This window comes from Mycobacterium sp. NAZ190054, assembly GCF_001545925.1.
Lineage (GTDB): Bacteria > Actinomycetota > Actinomycetes > Mycobacteriales > Mycobacteriaceae > Mycobacterium.
The window spans coordinates 25537-46058 of sequence record NZ_LMVQ01000013.1 but is presented as its reverse complement, the minus strand read 5'-3'; the positions used below and the strand labels follow the sequence as shown (position 1 = coordinate 46058).

At 68.7% G+C, this 20522-nt stretch carries 23 protein-coding genes, 1 tRNA gene and 2 pseudogenes; 9 read left to right on the top strand and 17 right to left on the bottom strand.

From position 1 onward, the window contains the following. From ASJ79_RS33610 to ASJ79_RS01730, 3 genes and pseudogenes are all read left to right on the top strand, one after another. Positions 1-125 (top strand): annotated as a pseudogene (locus tag ASJ79_RS33610) (acyl-CoA dehydrogenase); the annotation flags it as partial. Further along, a pseudogene (locus ASJ79_RS01735) lies at positions 98-271 on the top strand (nucleoside deaminase); the annotation flags it as partial. The pseudogenes ASJ79_RS33610 and ASJ79_RS01735, both read left to right, overlap by 28 nt. A gap of 47 nt (positions 272-318) precedes the next feature. Next, positions 319-409 (top strand) — tRNA-Ser (locus ASJ79_RS01730). A gap of 53 nt (positions 410-462) precedes the next feature. On the opposite strand, the gene ASJ79_RS01725 is transcribed toward ASJ79_RS01730, so the two are convergent. Continuing rightward, on the bottom strand, positions 463-636 hold the full coding sequence (locus ASJ79_RS01725; RefSeq protein ID WP_067952612.1) for a CsbD family protein: 174 nt from the start codon (positions 634-636) through the stop codon (positions 463-465). A gap of 125 nt (positions 637-761) precedes the next feature. Between ASJ79_RS01725 and ASJ79_RS01720 the strand changes: the two genes are divergently transcribed. Then, complete coding sequence (locus ASJ79_RS01720; protein ID WP_067952603.1) at positions 762-2051, top strand: acetyl-CoA hydrolase/transferase family protein; 1290 nt, start codon at positions 762-764, stop codon at positions 2049-2051. Positions 2052-2058: 7 nt separating this feature from the next. Here the strand turns inward: ASJ79_RS01720 and ASJ79_RS01715 are convergent, their stop codons facing one another. From ASJ79_RS01715 to ASJ79_RS01705, 3 genes are read right to left on the bottom strand one after another with little or no spacing between them, the layout of a single operon-like run. Beyond that, positions 2059-2265 carry a helix-turn-helix transcriptional regulator gene (locus tag ASJ79_RS01715; protein WP_067952601.1) on the bottom strand — a complete coding sequence of 69 codons (207 nt, stop codon included), beginning with the start codon at positions 2263-2265 and terminating at the stop codon, positions 2059-2061. Then, complete coding sequence (locus ASJ79_RS01710) at positions 2266-2745, bottom strand: DUF2975 domain-containing protein (RefSeq protein WP_067952599.1); 480 nt, start codon at positions 2743-2745, stop codon at positions 2266-2268. A gap of 41 nt (positions 2746-2786) precedes the next feature. Further along, the gene (locus tag ASJ79_RS01705) at positions 2787-3872 is read right to left on the bottom strand and encodes a zinc-dependent dehydrogenase (RefSeq protein ID WP_067952597.1); all 1086 of its coding nucleotides are present in this window, start codon (positions 3870-3872) and stop codon (positions 2787-2789) included. A 189-nt stretch (positions 3873-4061) separates the two neighbouring features. Here ASJ79_RS01705 and ASJ79_RS01700 point away from each other — a divergent pair, with 189 nt between their 5' ends. Together ASJ79_RS01700 and ASJ79_RS01695 are read left to right on the top strand one after the other, a co-directional pair. Continuing rightward, positions 4062-6035 carry a PTS mannitol transporter subunit IICBA gene (locus tag ASJ79_RS01700; RefSeq protein ID WP_067952593.1) on the top strand — a complete coding sequence of 658 codons (1974 nt, stop codon included), beginning with the start codon at positions 4062-4064 and terminating at the stop codon, positions 6033-6035. Between the two features lie 10 nt (positions 6036-6045). Next, positions 6046-6804: a DeoR/GlpR family DNA-binding transcription regulator gene (locus ASJ79_RS01695; protein WP_067952611.1), complete on the top strand. Its 759-nt coding sequence runs from the start codon at positions 6046-6048 to the stop codon at positions 6802-6804. Between the two features lie 11 nt (positions 6805-6815). Here the strand turns inward: ASJ79_RS01695 and ASJ79_RS01690 are convergent, their stop codons facing one another. Continuing rightward, positions 6816-7157: a hypothetical protein gene (locus tag ASJ79_RS01690; protein WP_067952590.1), complete on the bottom strand. Its 342-nt coding sequence runs from the start codon at positions 7155-7157 to the stop codon at positions 6816-6818. A gap of 52 nt (positions 7158-7209) precedes the next feature. Next, positions 7210-7581: a hypothetical protein gene (locus ASJ79_RS01685; RefSeq protein WP_067952588.1), complete on the bottom strand. Its 372-nt coding sequence runs from the start codon at positions 7579-7581 to the stop codon at positions 7210-7212. A gap of 89 nt (positions 7582-7670) precedes the next feature. Here ASJ79_RS01685 and ASJ79_RS01680 point away from each other — a divergent pair, with 89 nt between their 5' ends. Next, complete coding sequence (locus tag ASJ79_RS01680; RefSeq protein WP_067952609.1) at positions 7671-8015, top strand: DUF732 domain-containing protein; 345 nt, start codon at positions 7671-7673, stop codon at positions 8013-8015. 1 nt (position 8016) lies between these two features. Here ASJ79_RS01680 and ASJ79_RS01675 read toward each other — a convergent pair whose 3' ends face one another. Continuing rightward, positions 8017-8475 carry a lipoprotein LpqH gene (locus ASJ79_RS01675; RefSeq protein WP_067952585.1) on the bottom strand — a complete coding sequence of 153 codons (459 nt, stop codon included), beginning with the start codon at positions 8473-8475 and terminating at the stop codon, positions 8017-8019. 75 nt (positions 8476-8550) lie between these two features. Then, the gene (locus tag ASJ79_RS01670) at positions 8551-9003 is read right to left on the bottom strand and encodes a lipoprotein LpqH (RefSeq protein ID WP_067952582.1); all 453 of its coding nucleotides are present in this window, start codon (positions 9001-9003) and stop codon (positions 8551-8553) included. A 17-nt stretch (positions 9004-9020) separates the two neighbouring features. Between ASJ79_RS01670 and tgt the strand changes: the two genes are divergently transcribed. Together tgt and ASJ79_RS01660 are read left to right on the top strand one after the other, a co-directional pair. After that, positions 9021-10247: a tRNA guanosine(34) transglycosylase Tgt gene (gene tgt, locus ASJ79_RS01665; RefSeq protein ID WP_067952580.1), complete on the top strand. Its 1227-nt coding sequence runs from the start codon at positions 9021-9023 to the stop codon at positions 10245-10247. 43 nt (positions 10248-10290) lie between these two features. Continuing rightward, positions 10291-11520, top strand: a complete 1230-nt coding sequence (locus ASJ79_RS01660; RefSeq protein WP_067952578.1) for a cytochrome P450 — start codon at positions 10291-10293, stop codon at positions 11518-11520. A gap of 3 nt (positions 11521-11523) precedes the next feature. Here the strand turns inward: ASJ79_RS01660 and ASJ79_RS01655 are convergent, their stop codons facing one another. The 9 genes from ASJ79_RS01655 to ASJ79_RS01615 all read right to left on the bottom strand — a co-directional run bounded on the left by ASJ79_RS01655 (position 11524) and on the right by ASJ79_RS01615 (position 20500). Next, a complete protein-coding gene (locus ASJ79_RS01655; protein WP_067952576.1) occupies positions 11524-12885 on the bottom strand; it encodes an FAD-dependent oxidoreductase in 1362 nt (453 codons plus the stop codon). A 31-nt stretch (positions 12886-12916) separates the two neighbouring features. Then, complete coding sequence (gene gluQRS / locus ASJ79_RS01650; protein ID WP_067952574.1) at positions 12917-13801, bottom strand: tRNA glutamyl-Q(34) synthetase GluQRS; 885 nt, start codon at positions 13799-13801, stop codon at positions 12917-12919. Between the two features lie 12 nt (positions 13802-13813). Continuing rightward, positions 13814-14581 carry a GntR family transcriptional regulator gene (locus tag ASJ79_RS01645; RefSeq protein ID WP_067952571.1) on the bottom strand — a complete coding sequence of 256 codons (768 nt, stop codon included), beginning with the start codon at positions 14579-14581 and terminating at the stop codon, positions 13814-13816. Between the two features lie 51 nt (positions 14582-14632). After that, the gene (gene fabG, locus ASJ79_RS01640) at positions 14633-15412 is read right to left on the bottom strand and encodes a 3-oxoacyl-ACP reductase FabG (protein ID WP_067952569.1); all 780 of its coding nucleotides are present in this window, start codon (positions 15410-15412) and stop codon (positions 14633-14635) included. Between the two features lie 21 nt (positions 15413-15433). After that, positions 15434-16420: a phosphotransferase enzyme family protein gene (locus ASJ79_RS01635; RefSeq protein WP_067952567.1), complete on the bottom strand. Its 987-nt coding sequence runs from the start codon at positions 16418-16420 to the stop codon at positions 15434-15436. A gap of 9 nt (positions 16421-16429) precedes the next feature. Continuing rightward, on the bottom strand, positions 16430-17713 hold the full coding sequence (locus ASJ79_RS01630) for an aspartate aminotransferase family protein (RefSeq protein ID WP_067952565.1): 1284 nt from the start codon (positions 17711-17713) through the stop codon (positions 16430-16432). Between the two features lie 72 nt (positions 17714-17785). Then, complete coding sequence (locus ASJ79_RS01625) at positions 17786-18433, bottom strand: MBL fold metallo-hydrolase (protein ID WP_067952563.1); 648 nt, start codon at positions 18431-18433, stop codon at positions 17786-17788. A 62-nt stretch (positions 18434-18495) separates the two neighbouring features. Continuing rightward, complete coding sequence (locus ASJ79_RS01620) at positions 18496-19371, bottom strand: LLM class F420-dependent oxidoreductase (RefSeq protein WP_067952561.1); 876 nt, start codon at positions 19369-19371, stop codon at positions 18496-18498. Positions 19372-19420: 49 nt separating this feature from the next. Then, positions 19421-20500 carry an ATP-dependent DNA ligase gene (locus tag ASJ79_RS01615; RefSeq protein WP_067952559.1) on the bottom strand — a complete coding sequence of 360 codons (1080 nt, stop codon included), beginning with the start codon at positions 20498-20500 and terminating at the stop codon, positions 19421-19423. Positions 20501-20522 lie beyond the last annotated feature (22 nt).

Genomic DNA, 20522 nt, shown 5'->3' with positions numbered 1-20522 from the left:
TCTGCGACGAGACCACGCTGTCCTGGCTGTCGCGGTACAGCCAGCCGTTGCGCCGGCTGCCGTTCGGATTGTCCGCGACCCGTGACCATCTCACCCGGCGCGCGTCGCCCGCGTGGTGTTCGGGGCGTGGGAGCCGAAGACGGGCGCGGTGGGGTCGCTGTGGGACGTCGTGCGCGACCGGCGGTTGACGCACCGGCCGCAGGTCCGCGGCGGAGTGCTGGAGGCCGAGTGCGCGGCGCCGCTGGAGGAGTTCTTCGCCCGCCAGCGGTGAGTCGGGCGATTTGGGTCCGCAGCCGCTCCCTCGGTAAGCTGCCACACGGTGGCGTGTCCGAGCGGCCTAAGGAGCACGCCTCGAAAGCGTGTGACGGGTAACCCCCGTCCGAGGGTTCAAATCCCTCCGCCACCGCCATACGCAGTCAGCCTGTCACCCACGTGGGTGACAGGCTGACTGCTGTCGGCGGTCTACTTCTTGAACGCGTCTTTGACCTTCTCGCCGGCGTCCTTGAGGCTGGACTTGGCCTGGTCGACCTTGCCTTCGCTCTCGGTGTCCTTGTCGCCGGTGAGCTTGCCGACACCCTCTTTGGCCTTACCGCCGAGGTCGTCGATCTTGTTGCTTGCCTTGTCGTCGGCGCCCATGTGCACCCCTTCCGTGGTCCGTTCAGGCCCGGGCTTTTCGAGCCCGCGAGCGGGATACCTTGGCGCCCCACGTCTGAAACCCGGCAGTGGGCCTGAGATCGGCGCCGGCATGGCAGGGTGACGGCATGCCAGAGGAGTTGACCGCCGACGCGGCGGCCGCGCGGCTGAGTCCCGCCGACAGTCTCGGGATACCGCTGGGTCCCGGCCAGCCGCCGGCGTTCCTGCGGGCGCTCGGCGCCCGCACCGACTGGACCGATCTGCGGGTGTACGGTGCGCTGCTGGCCGTCGGCACCGACCTGTTCGGCCGGCCCGGTGTGCACTATCTGTCGGGCTTCTACGGTCCGCTGGAGCGGGCGTTGCGGGACGCCGGTGCCGACATCGACTTCACCCCCGCGGACTTCCGGCGGTTCGGGCCGTTGCTGGAACGTCAGGCGCCGCGGGTGATGACCACTGTCGCGACGCCGCCCGACGCCGACGGCTGGTGCTCGCTGTCGCTGCACGCCGGCGGGACGGTCACCGAGTTACGCCGCGCCGGTGCCGATCCGGACCGGCTGCTCGTCGTCGAGGTCTCCGACGCGTACCCGAGGACGTGCGGCTACGCCGGGCACCGGCATGCCCTGCACGTCGACGAGATCGACATCCTGGTGCGGTCGACCGACGCGCCGCTGGCGCTGCCGGAACCACCGCCCACCGACACCGACGCCGCGATCGCCCGTCACGCCGTCGCCTTCATCCCGTCCGGTGCCACCCTGCAGACCGGGATCGGTTCCATCCCAACCCAGATCGCGACGCTGTTGGCCGAAGGGGACGGCGGTGACTACGGGCTGCACAGCGAGATGTTCACCGACGGCTGTCTGCGGCTGCACCTCGCCGGCAAGGTCACCAACACCGCGAAGGGACAGTTCGACGGGGTGAGCGTGACGACCTTCGCGTTCGGCTCCGACGAGCTGTACGCGTGGCTGGACGGCAATTCCGACGTCGCGTTCCTGCCGGTCGAGATCGTCAACTCGCCCGAGGTGATCGCCGGCAACCGCACCATGATCTCGATCAACGGCGCGCTCGCGGTCGACATCCACGGCCAGGTGGTCGCCGACACGATCGGCGGCCGGCAGTTCAGCGGGGTCGGCGGCGCCGAGGACTTCGTCGCGGGCGCCGGGCTGGAGCTGACCGACCGCTCGCTGATCTGCCTGCCCTCGACGTTCGAGAAGGACGGCCGGCTGCAGTCGCGGATCGTGGCGCAGTTCGACGCGGGCGCGGTGATCACCACGCCGCGCCACCACGTCGACGTCATCGTCACCGAATACGGGGCCGCCGAACTGGAGGGCAGGACCGTCCGGCAGCGCGGCCACGCGCTGGCGGAGATCGCCCATCCGCTGTTCCGGGACGAGCTGCTGGCCGCGGCCGCCGCACGCTGAAGCAGGCTCAGTCGGGCACCCACTCGAGCAGGTCGCCGGGCTGGCACTCCAGGACCCGGCACATGGCCTCCAGCGTGCTGAACCGGACGGCCTTGGCGCGACCGTTTTTCAGCACCGCGACATTGGCCGGAGTGAGGCCGACGCGCTCGGCGAACTCACCCACGCTCATCTTCTGCCGGGCCAGTTGCACGTCGATGCGGACGACGATGGCCATTCAGATGACCGCGTCCATGTCGGTGCGCAGCGTGGTCGCCTGCTGCAGCAGCGCGCGCATCACCACCATCAGCAGGCCGAGCACGGCGCCGCCGGTCAGCAACACGAACATCAACAGCGGCAGCCCGGGATCGGTGGCGTGGAACCCGACGTAGAGGAACAACCCGAGGAACACCGACCACCCGACCGCGATCGCGCCGATGATCACGTCCACCCACACCAGCGACGCGGGCCGGAAGATCCGGTCCCTGCTGACCAGCGTGAGCAGCTTCCACGTGCAGACGAGGACGGCCTGGACGCACAGCACCAGGAACACCGACACCGCCGTGAGCGGCCACCGCAGATAGGCCTTGTCCGGCGACTCCGCGGCCATGTGCGCGAACTGCCCCGGCAGAGACATCGTCTGCAGCAACAGCAGCACCCCGAAGAGCGCGATGAGGAAGAGCTTGAGGACCGGCACCACGCGTCGCACGACCGTCATGCAACGAATATCGTGAGAAACCTATCGAAAGTCAATAGGTGTCAGACCGCGGCGGTCACCTCGGCCGGGACCGGCTCCACCGTCACCTTGATCGCCTCGCCGTTCTTGACGATCTGGAACGCGTCGAGCACATTGTCCAGCGGGATGTGCCGGGTGATCAGGTCCTTGACCGGAACCTGGCCGGTCGAGATGTACTCCAGCGCGCGCTTGTTGTGTTCGGGCGCAGAACCGTTGGCGCCGTGGATGTGCAGCTGGCGGTAGTGCACCAGGTTCGAGTCGCACGTGATCGTGGGATCGTTCTTCGGCAGACCGCCGAAGAACGAGATACGTCCGTTGCGCGCCGCCATCGAGATCGCCTGCTCCTGAGCGACATTGGCCGCGGTCGCGGTGATCACCACATCGGCGCCGCGGCCCCCGGTCAGCTCCATCACGCGCTCGACCACGTCGACCTCGGCGCCGTTGATGATCTCGTCGGGTGCCACCGCGTCGGCCGACATCTGCAGCCGGGCGGCGTTGACGTCCACCAGATACACCGGCCCGCAGTTGTGCACACCGCGCGCGATCCGGATGTGCATGCACCCGATGGGGCCCGCGCCGAACACCACGACGGTGTCGCCTTCCTCGATGCCGAGCAGCTCCTGGGCGTTGATCGCACAGGCGAACGGCTCGGCCGCCGAGGCCTCGTCGAAGCCGACGTTGTCCGGGATGCGGTTCAGCCCGTCGACTTTGAGCACCTGCCGCGGCACGATCATGTACTCGGCGAAACCGCCGTCGTACTGGTAGCCCATCGAGGTCTGGTTCTGGCACACCGCCATCCAGCCCTTGCGGCATTCGTGGCACTCACCGCACGGCACCGCGGCGATCACCTGCACGCGGTCACCGACCTGCCAGTTGCTGCCGTACGTCGCGTTGACGTCGGCGCCGACCTCGACGATCTCACCGGCGATCTCGTGCCCGATGGTCCGTGGCGGGGTCAGGTTCTGGTGGCCGTTGTAGAAGATCTTGACGTCGGTGCCGCACGTGGAGCAGTTGCGCACGCGCAGCTTCACCTCGTCGGGCGCACACGTCGGCTCCGGGACTTCTTCGAGCCGGACGTCTTCGGGGGCGTAGAAGCGCAGAGCCTTCATGGGAATCCTCTCGGCGGATGTGCTCTCCAGCACTCTAACCGCGATACGGGCACAAAACCACCCTAATTTCTGACCGATTTTGACCGAATGGTTGCGTTGATGCCCGTTTATGCGGTGTACTAGCCGTACCAGGCGGAATGTGACCGGCATCACCACCACTGCCGACCGCCACCGAATCGGAGGTTTGGGATGACACAAGCAGCTATCGAGGACGCGCCCCCACGGACCGGGGTACGGGTGCGGGTGCAGAAACTGGGCACCGCGCTGTCGAACATGGTCATGCCCAACATCGGCGCCTTCATCGCGTGGGGCCTGATCACCGCGCTGTTCATCGAGCAGGGCTGGCTTCAGGGCATCTTCGCCGAGCTGAAGAACCCCGACGGCTGGGTCGCCAAGATCGGCGGCTGGGGCGCCTACGACGGCGCCGGCATCGTCGGGCCGATGATCACCTATCTGCTGCCGATCCTGATCGGATACACCGGCGGCCGGATGGTGCACGGTAACCGCGGTGCCGTCGTCGGCGCGATCGCCACCGTCGGCGTCGTGACCGGTGCCGACGTGCCGATGTTCATGGGCGCCATGATCATGGGCCCGCTCGGCGGGTGGGCGATGAAGAAGCTGGACGCGTTGTGGGAGGGCAAGATCCGGCCCGGCTTCGAGATGTTGGTCGACAACTTCTCGGCCGGCATCCTCGGCATGATCCTGGCCGTCTTCGGTTTCTTCGCGATCGGCCCGATCGTGTCCGCGTTCACCCGCGGCGCCGGCAATGCGGTGGATTTCCTCGTCGAGAACGACCTGCTGCCGCTGACCTCGATCCTGATCGAACCCGCCAAGGTCCTGTTCCTCAACAACGCGATCAACCACGGGGTGCTGACGCCGCTGGGCACCACGCAGGCACTGGAGACCGGCAAGTCCATCCTGTTCCTGCTCGAGACCAACCCCGGCCCCGGCCTGGGAATCCTGTTGGCGTTCATGTTCTTCGGAAAGGGCGCCGCCCGCGCGTCGGCGCCCGGCGCGGCGATCATCCAGTTCTTCGGCGGCATCCACGAGATCTACTTCCCGTACGTGCTGATGAAGCCGAAGCTGATCGCCGCCACCATCCTCGGCGGTATGACCGGCGTGTTCATCAACGTGCTGTTCGGTTCCGGGCTGCGCGCCCCCGCCGCGCCGGGTTCGATCATCGCCATCTACGCCCAGACCGCCGGTGGCAGCTTCCTCGGCGTCACACTGTCGGTGCTCGGCGCGACCGCGGTGTCGTTCACCGTGGCGGCCTTCCTGCTCAAGACCGACAGGGCCACCGACGAACCCGACCTGGCCGCGGCCACCGCCGAGATGGAATCGCTGAAGGGCAAGAAGTCCAGCGTGGCGGGAACTCTCGTGGGGACGGCCACCCGGCCGATCAAGAGCATCGTGTTCGCCTGTGACGCCGGCATGGGGTCCTCGGCGATGGGTGCGTCGGTGCTGCGCAAGAAGATTCAGCAGGCCGGCTTTGGCGACGTCAAGGTCACCAACTCGGCGATCTCGAATCTGACGGACACCTACGATCTGGTCGTCTCGCATCGGGACCTGACCGCCCGTGCCCGTCAGCGCACCGGCTCGGCCGTCCATGTCTCGGTCGAGGACTTCATGAGCAGCCCCCGCTACGACGAGATCGTCGAGCAGCTCAAGCGCACCAACGGCGACGGCGGTGCGGCGCCGGTACCGGCCGACGAGCCGACGCAGGCGCCGCAGGACGACGTCCTGCCACTGGAGTCGATCGTGCTGAACGGCTCGGCGACGACCTCAGCCGGGGCCATCGACGAGGCCGGCCGGCTGTTGGTCACCGCGGGCGCGGTGGAGCCCGCCTACGTCGACGCCATGCACGAGCGGGAGTCCTCGGTCTCGACGTTCATGGGCAACGGGCTGGCGATCCCGCACGGCACCAACGAGGCCAAGGACGCCATCCGGCGCACCGGGCTGTCGTTCGTCCGCTACCCCGAACCGATCGACTGGAACGGCAAGCCTGCCGAGTTCGTCGTCGGCATCGCCGGCGCGGGCAAGGACCACATGGCGCTGCTGACCAAGATCGCGCAGGTGTTCCTCAAGTCCGACCAGGTTGCCCGGCTGCGTGAGGCGACCACCGCCGAGCAGGTCAAGGAGATCTTGATGGCCGCCGACAAGTAGCGTGGCGCAGGTGGATTCCGAGACCCGCCAGAGCCGGATCGTCGAATTCGCCCGCACCCGCGGGCGGGTCGACGTCGCGTCGCTCGCGACCGAACTGGACGTCGCGAGCGAGACGATCCGGCGCGACCTGAAGGTCCTGGCGGGCCGGCGCCTGCTCAAGCGGGTGCACGGCGGGGCCGTGCCGTTGGAGACCGCCGCGTTCGAATCCGGTGTCGAGTACCGCAGCCAGGTCGATCTCGCGCAGAAGCACCGGATCGCGGCGGCGGCCACCGAGCTGTTGCACGGTGCCGAAACCGTGTACCTGGACGAGGGTTTCACGCCGCGGCTGATCGCCGAGCGCGTCGCGGAGCAGGAGCTGACGGTCGTGACGTCCTCGCTGCTGGCCGCCGAGGCCCTGGCCCACAGCCGCACCGTGACGGTGCTACTGCTCGGCGGCCGGATGCGGGGCAGAACGCTGGCCACGGTGGACCATTGGGCGGTCGACATGCTGCGCAGCCTGGTGATCGATGTGGCTTACCTTGGCACCAACGGGATTTCGCTCGAACACGGCCTGACAACGCCCGATCCCGCGGTCGCCGCGGTGAAGAGCACAGCAGTGCACGTCGCCCGCAGACCCGTTCTGGTCGCGGCGCACTCCAAGTTCGGTGAGAGCAGTTTCTGCCGGTTCGCCAAGATCGGTGATTTCGAGGCGATCGTGACGGGACGTGAACTCGGCGCCGACGAGGCGCGGCGCTATGAAGCGCTCGGCCCGGTGGTCATCCGGGCCTAGCAGGATGCGGGTCAGTCCTCGATGATGCGGTCCGCCTCGTCGTCGCCGGAAACCAGCTGGTTCTCGTCGTCGTCGACGACGGTGTAGAACGAGTCACCGTCCTCGGGGGCCCCGTCGATCTGCCGGTTGGTGCGGCGCGTGGGCCGGTCGTCCGTCGGCTCCTGGTCGGGCGCCACGTCCGGGACCTCCGCGGCCAGCCTCTCGTCGAGGGTTTCGTCCACCTCGGTCTCGATCCACCGTTCGGGCGGATCGACGACGATGTCACCGTCGTCGTTGCGGACCTCGTCGGAGTCCAGCGACTCGCTCGGGCTGAGCGTGTCGCCGGGTCCGCCTTCGTCATAGTCTCCGTCCATGTTGACGAGTGTGCCCGATCGCCGGGCCGCTCAACCGGCCCGCCGGCTCCCGTCAGCCGTAGAACATCGTCCAGTAATCGGCCGTCCAGGCGCCGCCGTCGCATTTGAGCGGCACCCCGTCAGGGGTCTGCGCCACGCCGGTCGCATCGCCGCACGGCGAACGCAACGTGCGGACCCCCACCAGCGGTGGGGAGGAAATCCACAGGCTCTTGGAGTTGCAGGCCAACGTATTGCCCGCGCCGTCGACGCCGAAGTTGTAGCGCGTCTTCTGCATGCAGCGCTCACCGAGCTGCGCGTCGGGGTCGACGAACGGCACGCAGCCGGCACCGTCACACGTGCTCGGGGTCGCCGAGGCGGCCCCGGCACCGGACAACGGCGCGGCGAGGACACCACCGGCGATTGCCAACGCAGCCATCAACTTCATGGGCTACACCCTAAGTGGCGGTGCCGCGGTTACGGGCGGCCTTGCCGGCATTGCCGCGGCCGCGAGCGGTGCGGCGTAAGGTCATGGCCATGAAATCGCTGGTCGGAGTGGTGTCGGCGGGTCTGCTGTCCTCGGCCGCGCTGATCTCGGCGCCGGTTGCGAGCGCCGACGTCGTCGCCTATCTGGTCAATGTGCACGTCCGGCCGGGCTACAACTTTCCCAACGCCGAGGCCGCGATCGGGTACGGGCAGACCATCTGTGACCGCGTCGCGGCACAGATGGGCTACGCCGAACTGGTGAACCAGGTGAAAGCCGACTTCCGCACCACCGACTACTACCAGGCGGGCTACCTGATCAATCAGGCCGTCAACGAGCTGTGCCCCGCGCAGATCTGGCAATTACGGCAGTCGGCCGCCGGCTACACCGGCGTCTGAACTACGGGCAGGTCACCTCGATCTCGAACGGTTTGTTCACCGGCTGCATCGGGTTGGCCATGTCCACCCCGGTGGCCGTCCCGGAGATCGTGTAGGTCTGACCGTCCTTCTCGGCGGTGGCCTCGCCCTGGCCCGCCCCGCTCTGGTAGCCGAGCGTGACGCCGTTGACGTTGCCGAGACCGACCGAGACGACCGTGGGCTCGTCGCCGGTGCTGACCACCGCACCGATGCCGGCGGTGGCGTCGCCGATCGCGATGTTGGTGTTACCGCCCATGTCGGAGCACACCACCGTGCCCTGGACCTCCTGGTCGGCGCCGTCGATGGTGACGGTGCTCCTGCCCTCGGCCGCCGCGGCCTGCGATGTCTCCCCCGATGTCTCCGACTTGTCCGATCCGCAGCCCGACAGACCGGCCATGACGATTGCTGCGCCACCGACGGCGGCAAGGATTTCGCGCCTCATCACGGTTCTCCTTTGTGTCGTGTGATTCGCCGAGACCGGCGGATCATCACGAGCAGTATGAGCACAGAACTTCACTCAGCAAGCGATCTTTATCCGAAATTCGCCTGTGGTGCGGAAGCTGGGACTGTCGGTCTCGAAGCCGTCGGCCGTGCCCTGGATGTCGTAGGTGCGCCCCGTCATCGTCACCGTCGCGTCGCCGCCGAGGCCCTGGTTGTAGCTGCCGGTGAACCCGCCGAGGTCGCGGATACCGACTTCGCGGACGATGAGTTCGTCTTCGCTGGAGACCGTCGCCGTGACGCCCGAGGTCCCGTCGCCGGTCCTCATCATCATCAGCGATCCGGCCGGGTCGCACTGCACGGAATCGGTGGTTCCGGCGTCCTGGCCGTTGATCGTCACCTGCGCGGTGCCCGCGACGAGCGCCCCGGGTGGCGGCTGGTACTCGGGGGATGGTGACGAGCATCCGGCAAGGACCGGTGCGGCCAGCGCGGTCGCGCCGACGGCGGCTCCGAGACACCTGCGTGTGTACACAGTGCAGAATCTACGGCGTGAGCGGCCCCTTTTTTAGCGTTGACGCCGAACTGCCCGGCGGGCTCGGCCGCGCCGGCACCATCCGAACACCGCACGGCGACATCCGGACCCCGGCGTTCATCGCCGTCGGCACCCAGGCCTCCGTCAAGGCCGTCCTGCCCGAAACCATGAAAGAGCTTGGTGCGCAGGCGGTTCTGGCCAATGCCTACCATCTGTACCTGCAGCCGGGACCCGACGTCGTCGACGAGGCCGGCGGTCTCGGCGCGTTCATGAACTGGCCGGGGCCGACGTTCACCGACAGCGGTGGCTTCCAGGTGATGTCGCTGGGGGTGGGCTTCAAGAAAGTGCTCGCGATGGACACCGGCCGGGTGCAGGCCGACGACGTCATCGCCGAGGGCAAGGAGCGGTTGGCGCACGTCGACGACGACGGGGTGACGTTCCGGTCGCACCTGAACGGGTCAACGCACCGGTTCACCCCGGAGACCTCCATCGGCATCCAGCATCAGCTCGGCGCCGACATCATCTTCGCGTTCGACGAGCTGACCACACTGGTCAACACCCGCGAATACCAGGAACGCTCGGTGCAGCGCACCCACGAGTGGGCGGTGCGCTGCCTGGTCGAGCACCGCAGGCTGTCGGAGCTTCGGTCGCACAAGCCGCCGCAGGCACTGTTCGGGGTGGTCCAGGGCGCGCAGTACGAGGATCTGCGGCGGCAGGCGGCCCGGGGGCTGACCGGGATCGTCGACGAGGACGGCCGGGGTTTCGACGGCTACGGCATCGGCGGAGCGCTGGAGAAGCAGAACCTGGCGACGATCGTCGGGTGGGTCAGCAGCGAGCTCCCCGCCGACAAGCCCCGGCACCTGCTCGGGATCAGTGAGCCCGACGACCTTTTCGCGGCGGTGGAGGCGGGCGCCGACACCTTCGACTGCGTGTCTCCGTCGCGGGTGGCCCGCAACGCCGCGGTCTACTCGACCGACGGCCGCTTCAACATCACCGGGTCGCGGTACCGGCGCGACTTCACCCCGATCGACCCCGAGTGCGACTGCTACACCTGCGCCCACTACACCCGCGCATACCTGCATCATCTGTTCAAGGCCAAGGAGATGCTGTCCGCGACGCTGTGCACGATCCACAACGAGCGGTTCATCATCCGGCTGGTCGACCAGATCCGCGAGGCCATCCCCGCAGGCCGATTCGACGAGCTGCGCGAGCACGTCCTGGGCCGCTATTACGCCAGGGTCTAGTTGCGTCTACCTGCACACTCTTGGACGTGTGCACAATAAGTGCATGACCACTGCCGCGGATTCGCAGTCACTGCTCCTGCAGATGCTCGCGCCCGACCGCCGGGCCGACCCGTATCCGGTCTACGACCAGATCCGGGCGCACGGGCCGATCCAGCTGCCGGACAACAACCTGACGGTGTTCTCGTCCTACGCCGACTGCGATGAGGTGCTGCGCCACCCTGATTCGGCCAGTGACCGGCTCAAGTCCACGGTCGCCCAGCGCGCCATCGCCGACGGCGCCGAGGAACGTCCGTTCGGGCCGCCGGGGTTCCTGTTCCTGGATCCGCCCGACCACACCCGGCTGCGCCGGCTGGTGAGCAAGGCGTTCGTCCCGAAGGTGGTCAAGGCGCTCGAGCCCGACATCGTCGCGTTGGTCGACGGGCTGCTGGACGAGGCCGACGAGACGTCGGAACCATTCGAGGCCGTCGAGGGCCTGGCGTATCCGCTTCCGGTCGCGGTGATCTGCCGGCTGCTCGGCGTACCGCTGGAGGACGAGCCGCAGTTCAGTGCGGCCTCGGCGCTGCTCGCGCAGTCGCTGGATCCGTTCATCACGGTGACCGGCGCGGCCGGTGACGGGTTCGAGGAACGCATGCAGGCCGGGCTGTGGTTGCGGGATTACCTGCGGGAGTTGATGTCCCGGCGGCGGCGCGACCCGGGCGACGACCTGATGTCGGGACTGATCCAGGTGGTGGAGTCCGGGGATCAGCTCACCGAGGACGAGATCGTCGCGACGTGCAACCTGCTGCTGGTGGCCGGGCACGAGACGACGGTCAACCTGATCGCCAACGCGGCGCTGGCGCTGTTGCGCAACGACGGCCAGTGGGCCGCGCTGGCCACCGACCCGGACCGGGCCGGTGCGGTGATCGAGGAGACGCTGCGCTACGACCCGCCGGTGCAACTGGTGGGCCGGATCGCGGGGGAGGACATGACGATTCGGGATGTGCCGGTCCCGAAGGGCGACAACATGTTGCTGCTGACGGCGGCCGCGCACCGCGATCCCGACGCCGTCGAGCGGCCCGGCGAGTTCGACCCGGACCGGCCGGTGATCCGCCATCTCGGGTTCGGCAAGGGCCCGCATTTCTGTCTCGGCGCACCACTGGCCCGGCTCGAAGCCGCCGTCGCGCTGACCGCGTTGACGTCCCGCTTCCCGGACGCGACGCTGGCCGGCGAGCCGGTCTACAAACAGAACGTCACCTTGCGGGGCATGTCGACATTGCCGATCTCCCTGCGCTGAAAGCTATTTCGTCAGCGCCGCGATGACCTCGGCGGCGGCGCGTTCCCCCGCTTGCACCGCACCCTCCATATAGGCGCTCCACTCGGTGGCGGTGTCGGTGGAGGCCCAGTGGATCGGCCCGATCGGTGCGGCCAGTGCGGGCCCGTAGGTGGTCCACACCAGCGGCCCGCAGTTGGCGTTGTAGCAGCCGCGGGTCCACTGCCGGTCGGCCCACTCGCCGTCGACGTAGTGCTCGGGATGTGCTGCGCGAGAACCGAAGTGGCGTACCAGCTCGGCGGTCAGCGCCGCGCGCCGGTCCTCGGTGGTCCAGCGCCCGTGGGTGCGTGCCTGCTCACCTTCGAGGAACAGCAGGATGACGCCGCGGCCGTCGCCCCGGATGCAGGTGTCGTTGGACATCCGGGCCGGACCGATGTCGGAGATCAGCTGACCGTTGAGCCCGTCGCCGCGCCAGAACGGCTCGTCGTAGACGAAGAACGCCTTCATCGCCGACGAGTTCGGCATCCGCTGGGTCAGCTGGTCGCGGTAGCCCGGCAGCGGTGGGTCGTACATGATCCGCCCGGCCAGCATCGGCGACACCGCGACGATCACGCGGCGCCCGCGGGCCACTCGGCCGCCGCGGCAGTGCACCGTGACCCCGTCGGCGGCGTGCTCGACGAGCTGCACGGGGGCGTCGAGCACCAGATGCCCGGCCAGCATCGCCGCCAACCGTTTCGGGATCTCGGCGGTGCCGCCGACGAACCGGGTGGTCTGGGCGCCGCCCTCGGATTCGGCGAACAGCTCGGAGGTCACCCCACAGGTCTGGATCGTGAACAGCAGGTGCAGGAACGACACCTCGACGGTCGGGACGGCCAGGATCCCGACGGTGCAGATCTCCAGCAGCGTGCGGGCCACCGGGGACAGGTCCTGCGCGTCGTACCAGGCGCCCGCGGTGACGGCGTCCCACTCGGCCGCGTGCGGCGCGGTCCACGGCGCCGCCGGGTCGACCTCCGCGGCCAGCTCGTCGAGCCTGCGCAGTACCTTCTCCAGTTCGGCCAGCTCATCGGCGAACCGGTGGTGGAACTCGTCGCCGCGCAGCACACCTGTGCCGGCGAGCTCGTAGGTCGTCTCCCCGTCGTCGAACTGTGGATAGGTCTGCACCCCGAGTTCGGCGGCCAGCGCGGCCATCCGGTGGTGGGTGTCGCCGATCCACTGGGCGCCCAGGTCGACCGGCAGCCCGGCCAGGTCCTCGGTGAGGATGCGCCCACCGACGCGGGTGTCGGCCTCCAGGATGAGCGGGGTCAGTCCGGCACCCAGAACACTGCGTGCGGCGATCAGCCCGGATAGCCCTGCCCCGACGATGAGGACGTCGGCCTCGTGGCGTGCCATGCCCGACACTGTCTCACAACGGCTCTCGTGGTCACCCCGGCCGGTACACCCACGGCGCGCGCGGCAGCCGCTGCGGGTCGAATTCGTCGACCATGCCCTCGACCGTGCGCGCGGAGTACCCGAGCGAGTCGGCGATCTGCGCGAGCGCGTCCGCGACGCCGATCTCGGCCAGCGTCACCGCGCCGTCGCGTTTGGCCAGCCGCGCGCCGTCGGCGTTGAGCACCAGCGGTACATGGGCGTACACCGGTTCGGGGTGGCCGAGCAGCCGCGCCAGGTACGCCTGGCGCGGTGACGAGGCCAGCAGGTCGTCGCCGCGCACCACCTGGTCGATCCCGGACGCGGCGTCGTCGACGACGACGGCCAGGTTGTATGCGGTCACGCCGTCGCCGCGGCGCACCACGAAGTCGTCGACCAGGCCGGTGTAGTCCCCGTGCAGGAGGTCGTGCACGGTGAACGTCGTGGTGTCGGTGCGCAGCCGCAGCGCGGGTGGCCGGCCGGTCTGCTGTCTGCGCGTCTCGCGCTCGGCGTCGGTCAGGTCCCGGCAGGTACCGGGGTAGGCGCCTTCGGGAGCGTGTGGTGCCCGCGGCGCCTGGGCGATATCCCTTCTGCTGCAGAAACATTCGAACAGCAGGCCGCGGTCGGCGAGCGCGTCGACGACGGCGTCGTAGCGCCCGGGGTGCTGCGTCTGCCGGGTGGCGGGTTCGTCCCAGGTGATGCCGATCGCGGCGAGGTCGGCGAGCTGGCGGTCGGCGATGTCGGTGTCGGTGCGGTCGTCGAGATCCTCGACGCGCATCAGGAACCGGCGGCCCGTCGAACGGGCGAACAGCCACGCCAGCACGGCGGTGCGCAGGTTGCCGATGTGCAGGTCCGCCGACGGGCTCGGCGCGAACCTGCCCGCGCCCGGGGAGCTCGTCACGGGGCTACTCTCTCAGACCGCCTGGCTCTGCAGTGCGACCGATGCGGTGGCCACCGACGGCCCGACGCCGACCCCGCGGCCCTGGGCGGTGACCGCGAGCCGGGTGCGGTCACCGCGGAACAGGTCGCGGGAGAACTCGCACGGCGCGTCGTGCTGGTCGTAGGTGATCCGGGTGATCAGCAGCAGCGCCGATTTCGGTTTCACACCGAGCAGGCCGGCTTCCTCCGGCGTCGCGTTGACGGCCTCGATGCGTTCGTCGGCGCGCGCGGTGACCACGCCGTACTCCCGCTCCAGGATCTCGTAGAGGGAGCCGCCGAGCTGTTGCTCCAGCAGGCCGGGAAAAGCATCGGCCGGAAACTGAGCCAGCTCCAGCGAGATCGGTGAACCGTCGGCCAGGCGCACCCGCCGGATCTCGACGACGAAGTCCTCGGCGCCGATGCCGAGCGCCCGCCGGGTGGCGGTGTCGGGCGCGGCGATCCTGGTCGACAACACCCGGGTGCCCGCGACGTAGCCCTGGCTGGCCAGGAACGCCGGGACGCCGACGACATCGGTCAGGGTGCGCTGCACCTGCGCGTGGCTGATGAAGATCCCGCCGGCCCGGCCGATCACCCGGTCGACGAGCCCGGCCTCCTCCAGGGCGGCGAGCACCTGGCGCAGGCTGGAGCGGCTGGTCCGGTAGCGCTCGGCGAGCTCACGCTCGCTGCCGAGCTTGGTGCCCGGCACGCCGGCGTTGATGTCGGCCACGATCCGGCGCCGCAGATCTTCGCTGTGGGTCGGCACCGGACCTCCTCACCCGCGGAATTGGTAAGACCAAAAGTAGCCCATCGGACGTCAGAGATCGGCCATGGCCTCGGGTGATTCGGGCAGGATCTGGCCGCCGTCGACCACCAGCGACTGCCCGGTGATGTAGGCGGCCTCGTCGGTGGCGAAGAACAGCGCGGCGTTGCCGATGTCGGCGACCGCGCCGAGCTTGCCCGCGGGCACCGCGGCGGCCATCTGGTCGATGTAGGTCTGACCCATCTCGATCAGGCCCTCGGTGATGATGTTGCCCGGCAGCACCGCGTTGACGGTGATCTTCCTGGGCGCCAACTCGATGGCCGCCGTGCGCAGGAAACCGAGTTGCGCGGCCTTGCTCGCCCCGTAGTGCGACCAGCCCGGGAACCCGGTGACCGGGCCGGTGATCGAGGAGGTGATCACCACCCGGCCGTGCCCGCTGGCGGTCAGCGCGTCCAGCGCGGCCTGCACGATGTAGACCGTGCCCTTGAAATTCACGCCGATGACCTGCTCGATGTCCTCGGGAGTCAGGTCCTGCAGGCGGCCGGACGGGAAAATCCCGGCGTTGGCGCACACGATGTCCAAGCCGCCGTGGCGTTCCACCGCGGTCGCGACGACCCGGCGACAGTCCTCGGGGCTGGTCACGTCGGCGGCGACCCCGGTGACGGTGCCGGTCAGGCCGCTCAGATCCGCGACGGTGCTGTCGATGTCGGCCTTGGTGCGGCCGGTGATGACGACGTCGACGCCGGCCCTGGCGAACGTCTCGGCGATACCCCGCCCGATGCCCTTGCTCCCGCCGGTGACGACGGCCGACCGGCCCTGCAGCGAATTGAACATGGCGGTAAGCCCTTTCGAGGATCAGAACAGCCGGCGGCCGTCGGAGGTCAGGTACTGCTCGGCGAGCTTGCAGCTGCCCGCGGCGTACGTCACGGAGATCGCCTGCGACTCCTTGGAATGACTGTGCGTTCCCATCCAGGCCAGCAGCAGCAGGCGTCGTAGCAGGATGAACGAGGCCAGCATGTCTTCGTCGGACCGATCCATCGGCCGGCGCGTGCGGTACCCGCTGACCCAGGCGTCCTGCCATTCGGGGACGGAGGGGTGGTCCTCGAAGAACGACACCGCCGTCCCGAAATCGTAGAAGTACCAACTGAATCCGCAGTCGTCGAAGTCGATCACCGTGATGGAGTCGCCGTCGACCAGCAGGTTGGCCAACCGCAGGTCGGCATGAACCAGGCCGAAGGTGTCTGGACCGGTGCCGTATTCGGTGAGACGGCGGTGCAGCAGTTGCTCGGCGCGGCTCAGTATCTCGGTCTCGGACGCACCGACGCCGACCGCGTCACGCCACCGGCCCCAGCGGGGCGCGCCACCGAGACTGTGTTCCCAGTCCCAGGCGAACCGGCTGAAACCGCTCGGCCGCGTCCAGCCGCGGGAGTGGTCGTGCAGCGTCGCGGTGATGGCGCCGAGGGTATGGAAGTCGGTCGAGGTCACCGTGTTCTCGTCCGGCTCGGCGCCCGGCACCATCTCGAAATGCACGACATGGCGCCGGCTTCCGTCGTGCTCGACGGTGACCACGCGCCGTCCGTCGTGCGCCGGGATCACCGTGGGGACGGTGACGTCGCTGTCCCGGCGCAGCGCGTCCAGCCAGGTCAGCTCGGACTCGATCTGGTCGACGCGGTGGTAACCCTGGCGGTGCACCCGCAGGATCGACCGGTGCCCGCACCCGGGTTCCTCGACGGCGTAGGTCGCGTTCTCGGACAGGTTGAGCAGCCGCAGTGTCGAACCCTGCGGCAGGTCGAAAGCCGCCAGCGCCTTCTCGGCGACGGGCCTGTCGTCACTCACTGCCATCGCCGCAGACTACTGCGCGGCGGCGGCTTCGGCAGCGGTGGCCAGGGCCCGTCCCACCGCGACCTCGACCCGTTCCAGGACGTCCCGGCACAGCTCCGGGCTCAGCAACAGACCCGGTTTGAACTGCAGCACACGCGGGTCGAGCGTCGAGAAGATCGCCCACACCCCGTTCTCGTAGAGCTCGCGCATGACGAACTTGGCGCCCTCGGGATGGTTGAACTCCAGCCCGATCACGACGCCGTTCTGCCGGATCCCGACGAACCAGTCCGGGTGCCGGGCCTGGATGCCGGCCAGGCCGGTGGCGAAGAACGCGGCGATCTCGTGCACCGAGGACCGGACCTCGGGCCTGCTGGTGATCTCCAGCGTCTTGATGGCCGCGACACACCCGAGTTCGGCACCGCCGAAGGTGGAGATGTGGCCGAAGCCGTCCTCGTCGAGCCACTGCGCGGCGCGGTCGCTGAGCAGCGTCGCGGTGATCGGGTACATCCCACCCGACAGGCCTTTGCCGGTGACCATGATGTCGGGGTCGATGCCGTGCTTGGTGATGCCCCACATCTCACCGGTGCGCATCAGCCCGGTCTGCACCTCGTCGGCGATGTAGAGCGCGCCGTGACGCTCGCACAGCTCCTTGACCGCTTCCAGGTAACCGGTTGGTGGCAACGGGAAGCCGTACGTGGCGGGAATGGTCTCCATGATGACCGCGGCCACGTCTCCGCCGCGCAGCGCCCGCTCCATGGCCTCGGCGTCGCCGAAGGGCACCTGGACGAACTCGTCGGGACGGTCGGCGAGGAACAACTTGGCGAAGCGGTCGTCGCCGGTGGCGACCGCGAGTCCGGTGTGGCCGTGGTAGGCCTTGATGACCGAGACGATCTTGCGGCGCTGCGTGGCGTGCCTGGCGCTCTTGAGCGCGATGTCGATGGCCTCGCCGCCGCCGGAGCCGAACGCGACCTTGGTCAGCGAGTCGGGTGCGGACTCGATGAGCCGCTGCGCCAGCGCGGTGCGCGCGACGGACGGGAAGTGGTGGTTACCGACGTCGAAGTACGCCATCCCGTCGATGATCGCCTGCATCACTTCGGGATTGCGGTGCCCGAGGTTGTAGGTGCCGCCGTTGAGGTGCATGTCGATCAGCCGGCGGCCGCTCATGTCCCACAGGAAGTAGTCCTGTCTGCGGTCGATCACCAGGTCGACACCGGAGTCGGTCCAGAACTGCGTCTTGTCCGGGTTCCAGAATTTCTTGGCCAGCTCCAGTACCTGGGCTTTGGACTCGAACGAGAACGTGCCGTAGTCGTACACGGGACTCCCTGTCGTGCGGTCGGCGGGGCGTCACCACAACGTAAATGGTACGACCATTTGCGTCAACCGGAACTACGCCCGGACCGAGGTCGGCAGGCCGGCGATCGCGTGGGCGATGTGTCCGCGCCACTGGCCCGGTTCGATCCGGTGCACCGCCGAATTTCCTTGGAACGCACTGGAGATCACGACATCCGGGGCGATCTCGGCCAGGACGCGCAGGCTGCCGGCGATGGTGTCGGCGTCGGTGCGCTGGTGGAAGCCCTCGATGTAGCCGGCATGCCATTGGCCGTCGGGATCGCGGTACAACGTGTCCCCGGTGAACAGATACCTGCCCTCGGCGCCGGGCACCAGATAGCAGACGCTGCCCGGAGAGTGGCCGGGGGTCGGGACGATCTCGATGCCGTTGTAGTCGACATAGCGCCCCTTCACCGGCACGTCGACGTGCGCGTGCCCGGTGATGTCGGAAAGGTCGGCCGCGGGTGCGTGCAGTGTCGAGCCGAAGCGGTCGGCGATGCGGGCGAGCATCGGACCGGCCTCGTCACGGTGCGACAGATACTGGTCCTTGACGCCGCCGAGTCCGGCGAGTGCGTCGAACTCGGCGGCGGTGGCAGGGGAGTAGAACAGGACGTTGGCCGGGGTCCACAGGTAGGCGTGCGTGGTGAGCCCGGGAAACGGTGAGTCGGTACGGGTTTCCCACAGATCGCTGAGTACTTGTTTCATGCCCACAGGCTGCAACCTGAACCAATGTTGAGGTCAAGGGGTTGCCGCGGGCGGGCGGAGACTCAGCCCAGATCGGCCAGCTGCCGCACCGCGGGGGCGATGCTGTCGATCCACTTCGCCGGGGACCCGTCGGCCGGCATGACGATCGCGGTGTCGATGCCCAGCGCGGCGTAGGAGGCCATGCTGCGGACGAACTCGTCGCGGGTGTCCGGTGTCGGCTGCGGATCGTGAACGGTCACCGTCTTACGGATGGCGTAGTAGTCCCGCCCGAGGTCGTCGCAGTGCCCACGCAGCACCTGGAGTTTGTGCGCCACCTCGTCGGGCGATGTCGCGAACAGGTTGCACGCGTCCCCGTACCGGGCGACCAGGCGCAGCGTCTTGCGTTCGCCGCCACCGCCGATCAACACCTTCGGCCGGTTGATCGGCTGCGGTGAGCACAACGTCTCCTGCAGCTGATAATGCTTGCCCTCGAAGGGCCCGTTGTTGTCCGGGTCCCACATCTGATCGCAGATCTGCAGGGCCTCCTCGAGGCGTTCGAAGCGTTCGGCGACCGGCGGGTAGGGCACGCCGAGGCCGTGGTGTTCACGCTCGAACCACGCCGCGCCGATGCCGAGCACGGCACGCCCGCCCGACAGCACGTCGAGCGTCGTCACCGTCTTGGCCAGCAGGCCGGGATGCCGGTAGGTGACCCCGGTGACGAGCAGTCCGAGGCTCACCGTCGCGGTGTGGGCGGCCAGGTAGCCCAGGGTGGTGTATCCCTCCAGCATGTTGGCTTCGGCCGGCAGCCCGGTCGGCTCGATCTGGAAGAAGTGGTCCATGAACGACAGCCACGTCGCCCCGGACTCCTCCACGGCGGTGCCGACCCGGGCGAGTTCACCGGCGATGGCGGTGGTGCCGCCGTCGATGTCGAAAATTGGCACATGAATTCCGAGTTCCATGCCGGCTACAAGGCGTCGTGCCGGGCCGGGATTCCCCGTTGGCAGGAACTCAGCGGCCGGGCGCAGGACCGCCAAGGCCCGGCACGATGTCGCCGAGGCTGAAGGTCACCGGCCGGTCGAGCTGGTCGAACGTGCACGACCGCGGATCACGGTCGGGCCGCCACCGGTTGAACTGCGCCGTGTGCCGGAATCTGCGTCCCTCCATGTGGTCGTAGCGCACCTCCACGACGCGTTCGGGACGCAGCGGGACGAACGACAGATCCTTGCCCGCGTTCCACCGTGAACCGCCCCCGTAGCGGCGCACCATGTCCGGGTCGACGTTCGCGGCCCAGTTCCACGGGTGCTCGTCGAACGTGGTCACCAGCGGCTGGAGCTCGGTGAACAACTCGCGGCGCCGCGCCATCGGGAACGCGCCGATCACGCCCACCGACGCCAGCGAACCGTCGTCGTAGAGCCCCAGCAGCAGCGACCCGACCGCGTCGGCGCCCGACTTGTGCAGCCGGTAGCCGGCCACGACGCAGTCGGCGGTGCGCTGGTGCTTGACCTTGAACATGACGCGCTTGTCGGGCAGGTACGGGCCGTCGAGCGGCTTGGCGATCACACCGTCGCAACCCGCGCCCTCGAACTCGTCGAACCACCGGGCCGCGGTGCCGACGTCCCGGGTGGCGGGCGTGACGTGGATCGAGCGCCCGGCACCGGCGAGCGCGTCGACCAGCGCAGCCCGCCGCTCGGCGAACGGGCGCGCGGTGTAGTCTGTGTCGCCGAGTGCCAGCAGGTCGAACGCGATGAACGACGCCGGCGTCGCCTCGGCCAGCATCCGCACCCGCGACGCCGCGGGGTGCAGCCGCAGTTGCAGCGCCTCGAAGTCGAGGCCGTCTTCGGTGGCGATGACGATCTCGCCGTCCACGACGCACCGCGACGGCAACTCCGACAGCGCCGCGGCGACGAGCTCGGGGAAGTAGCGCGTCATCGGGCGTTCGTTGCGGCTGCCCAGTTCGATCTCGTCACCGTCGCGGAACACGATCGACCGGAACCCGTCCCATTTGGGTTCATAGGACGCCCCGGCGGGGATCGCCATGACCGGCTTGGACAGCATCGGCGCCACCGGAGGCATCACTGGCAGTTGCATCGCCCGCCATTGTTCCCGACGC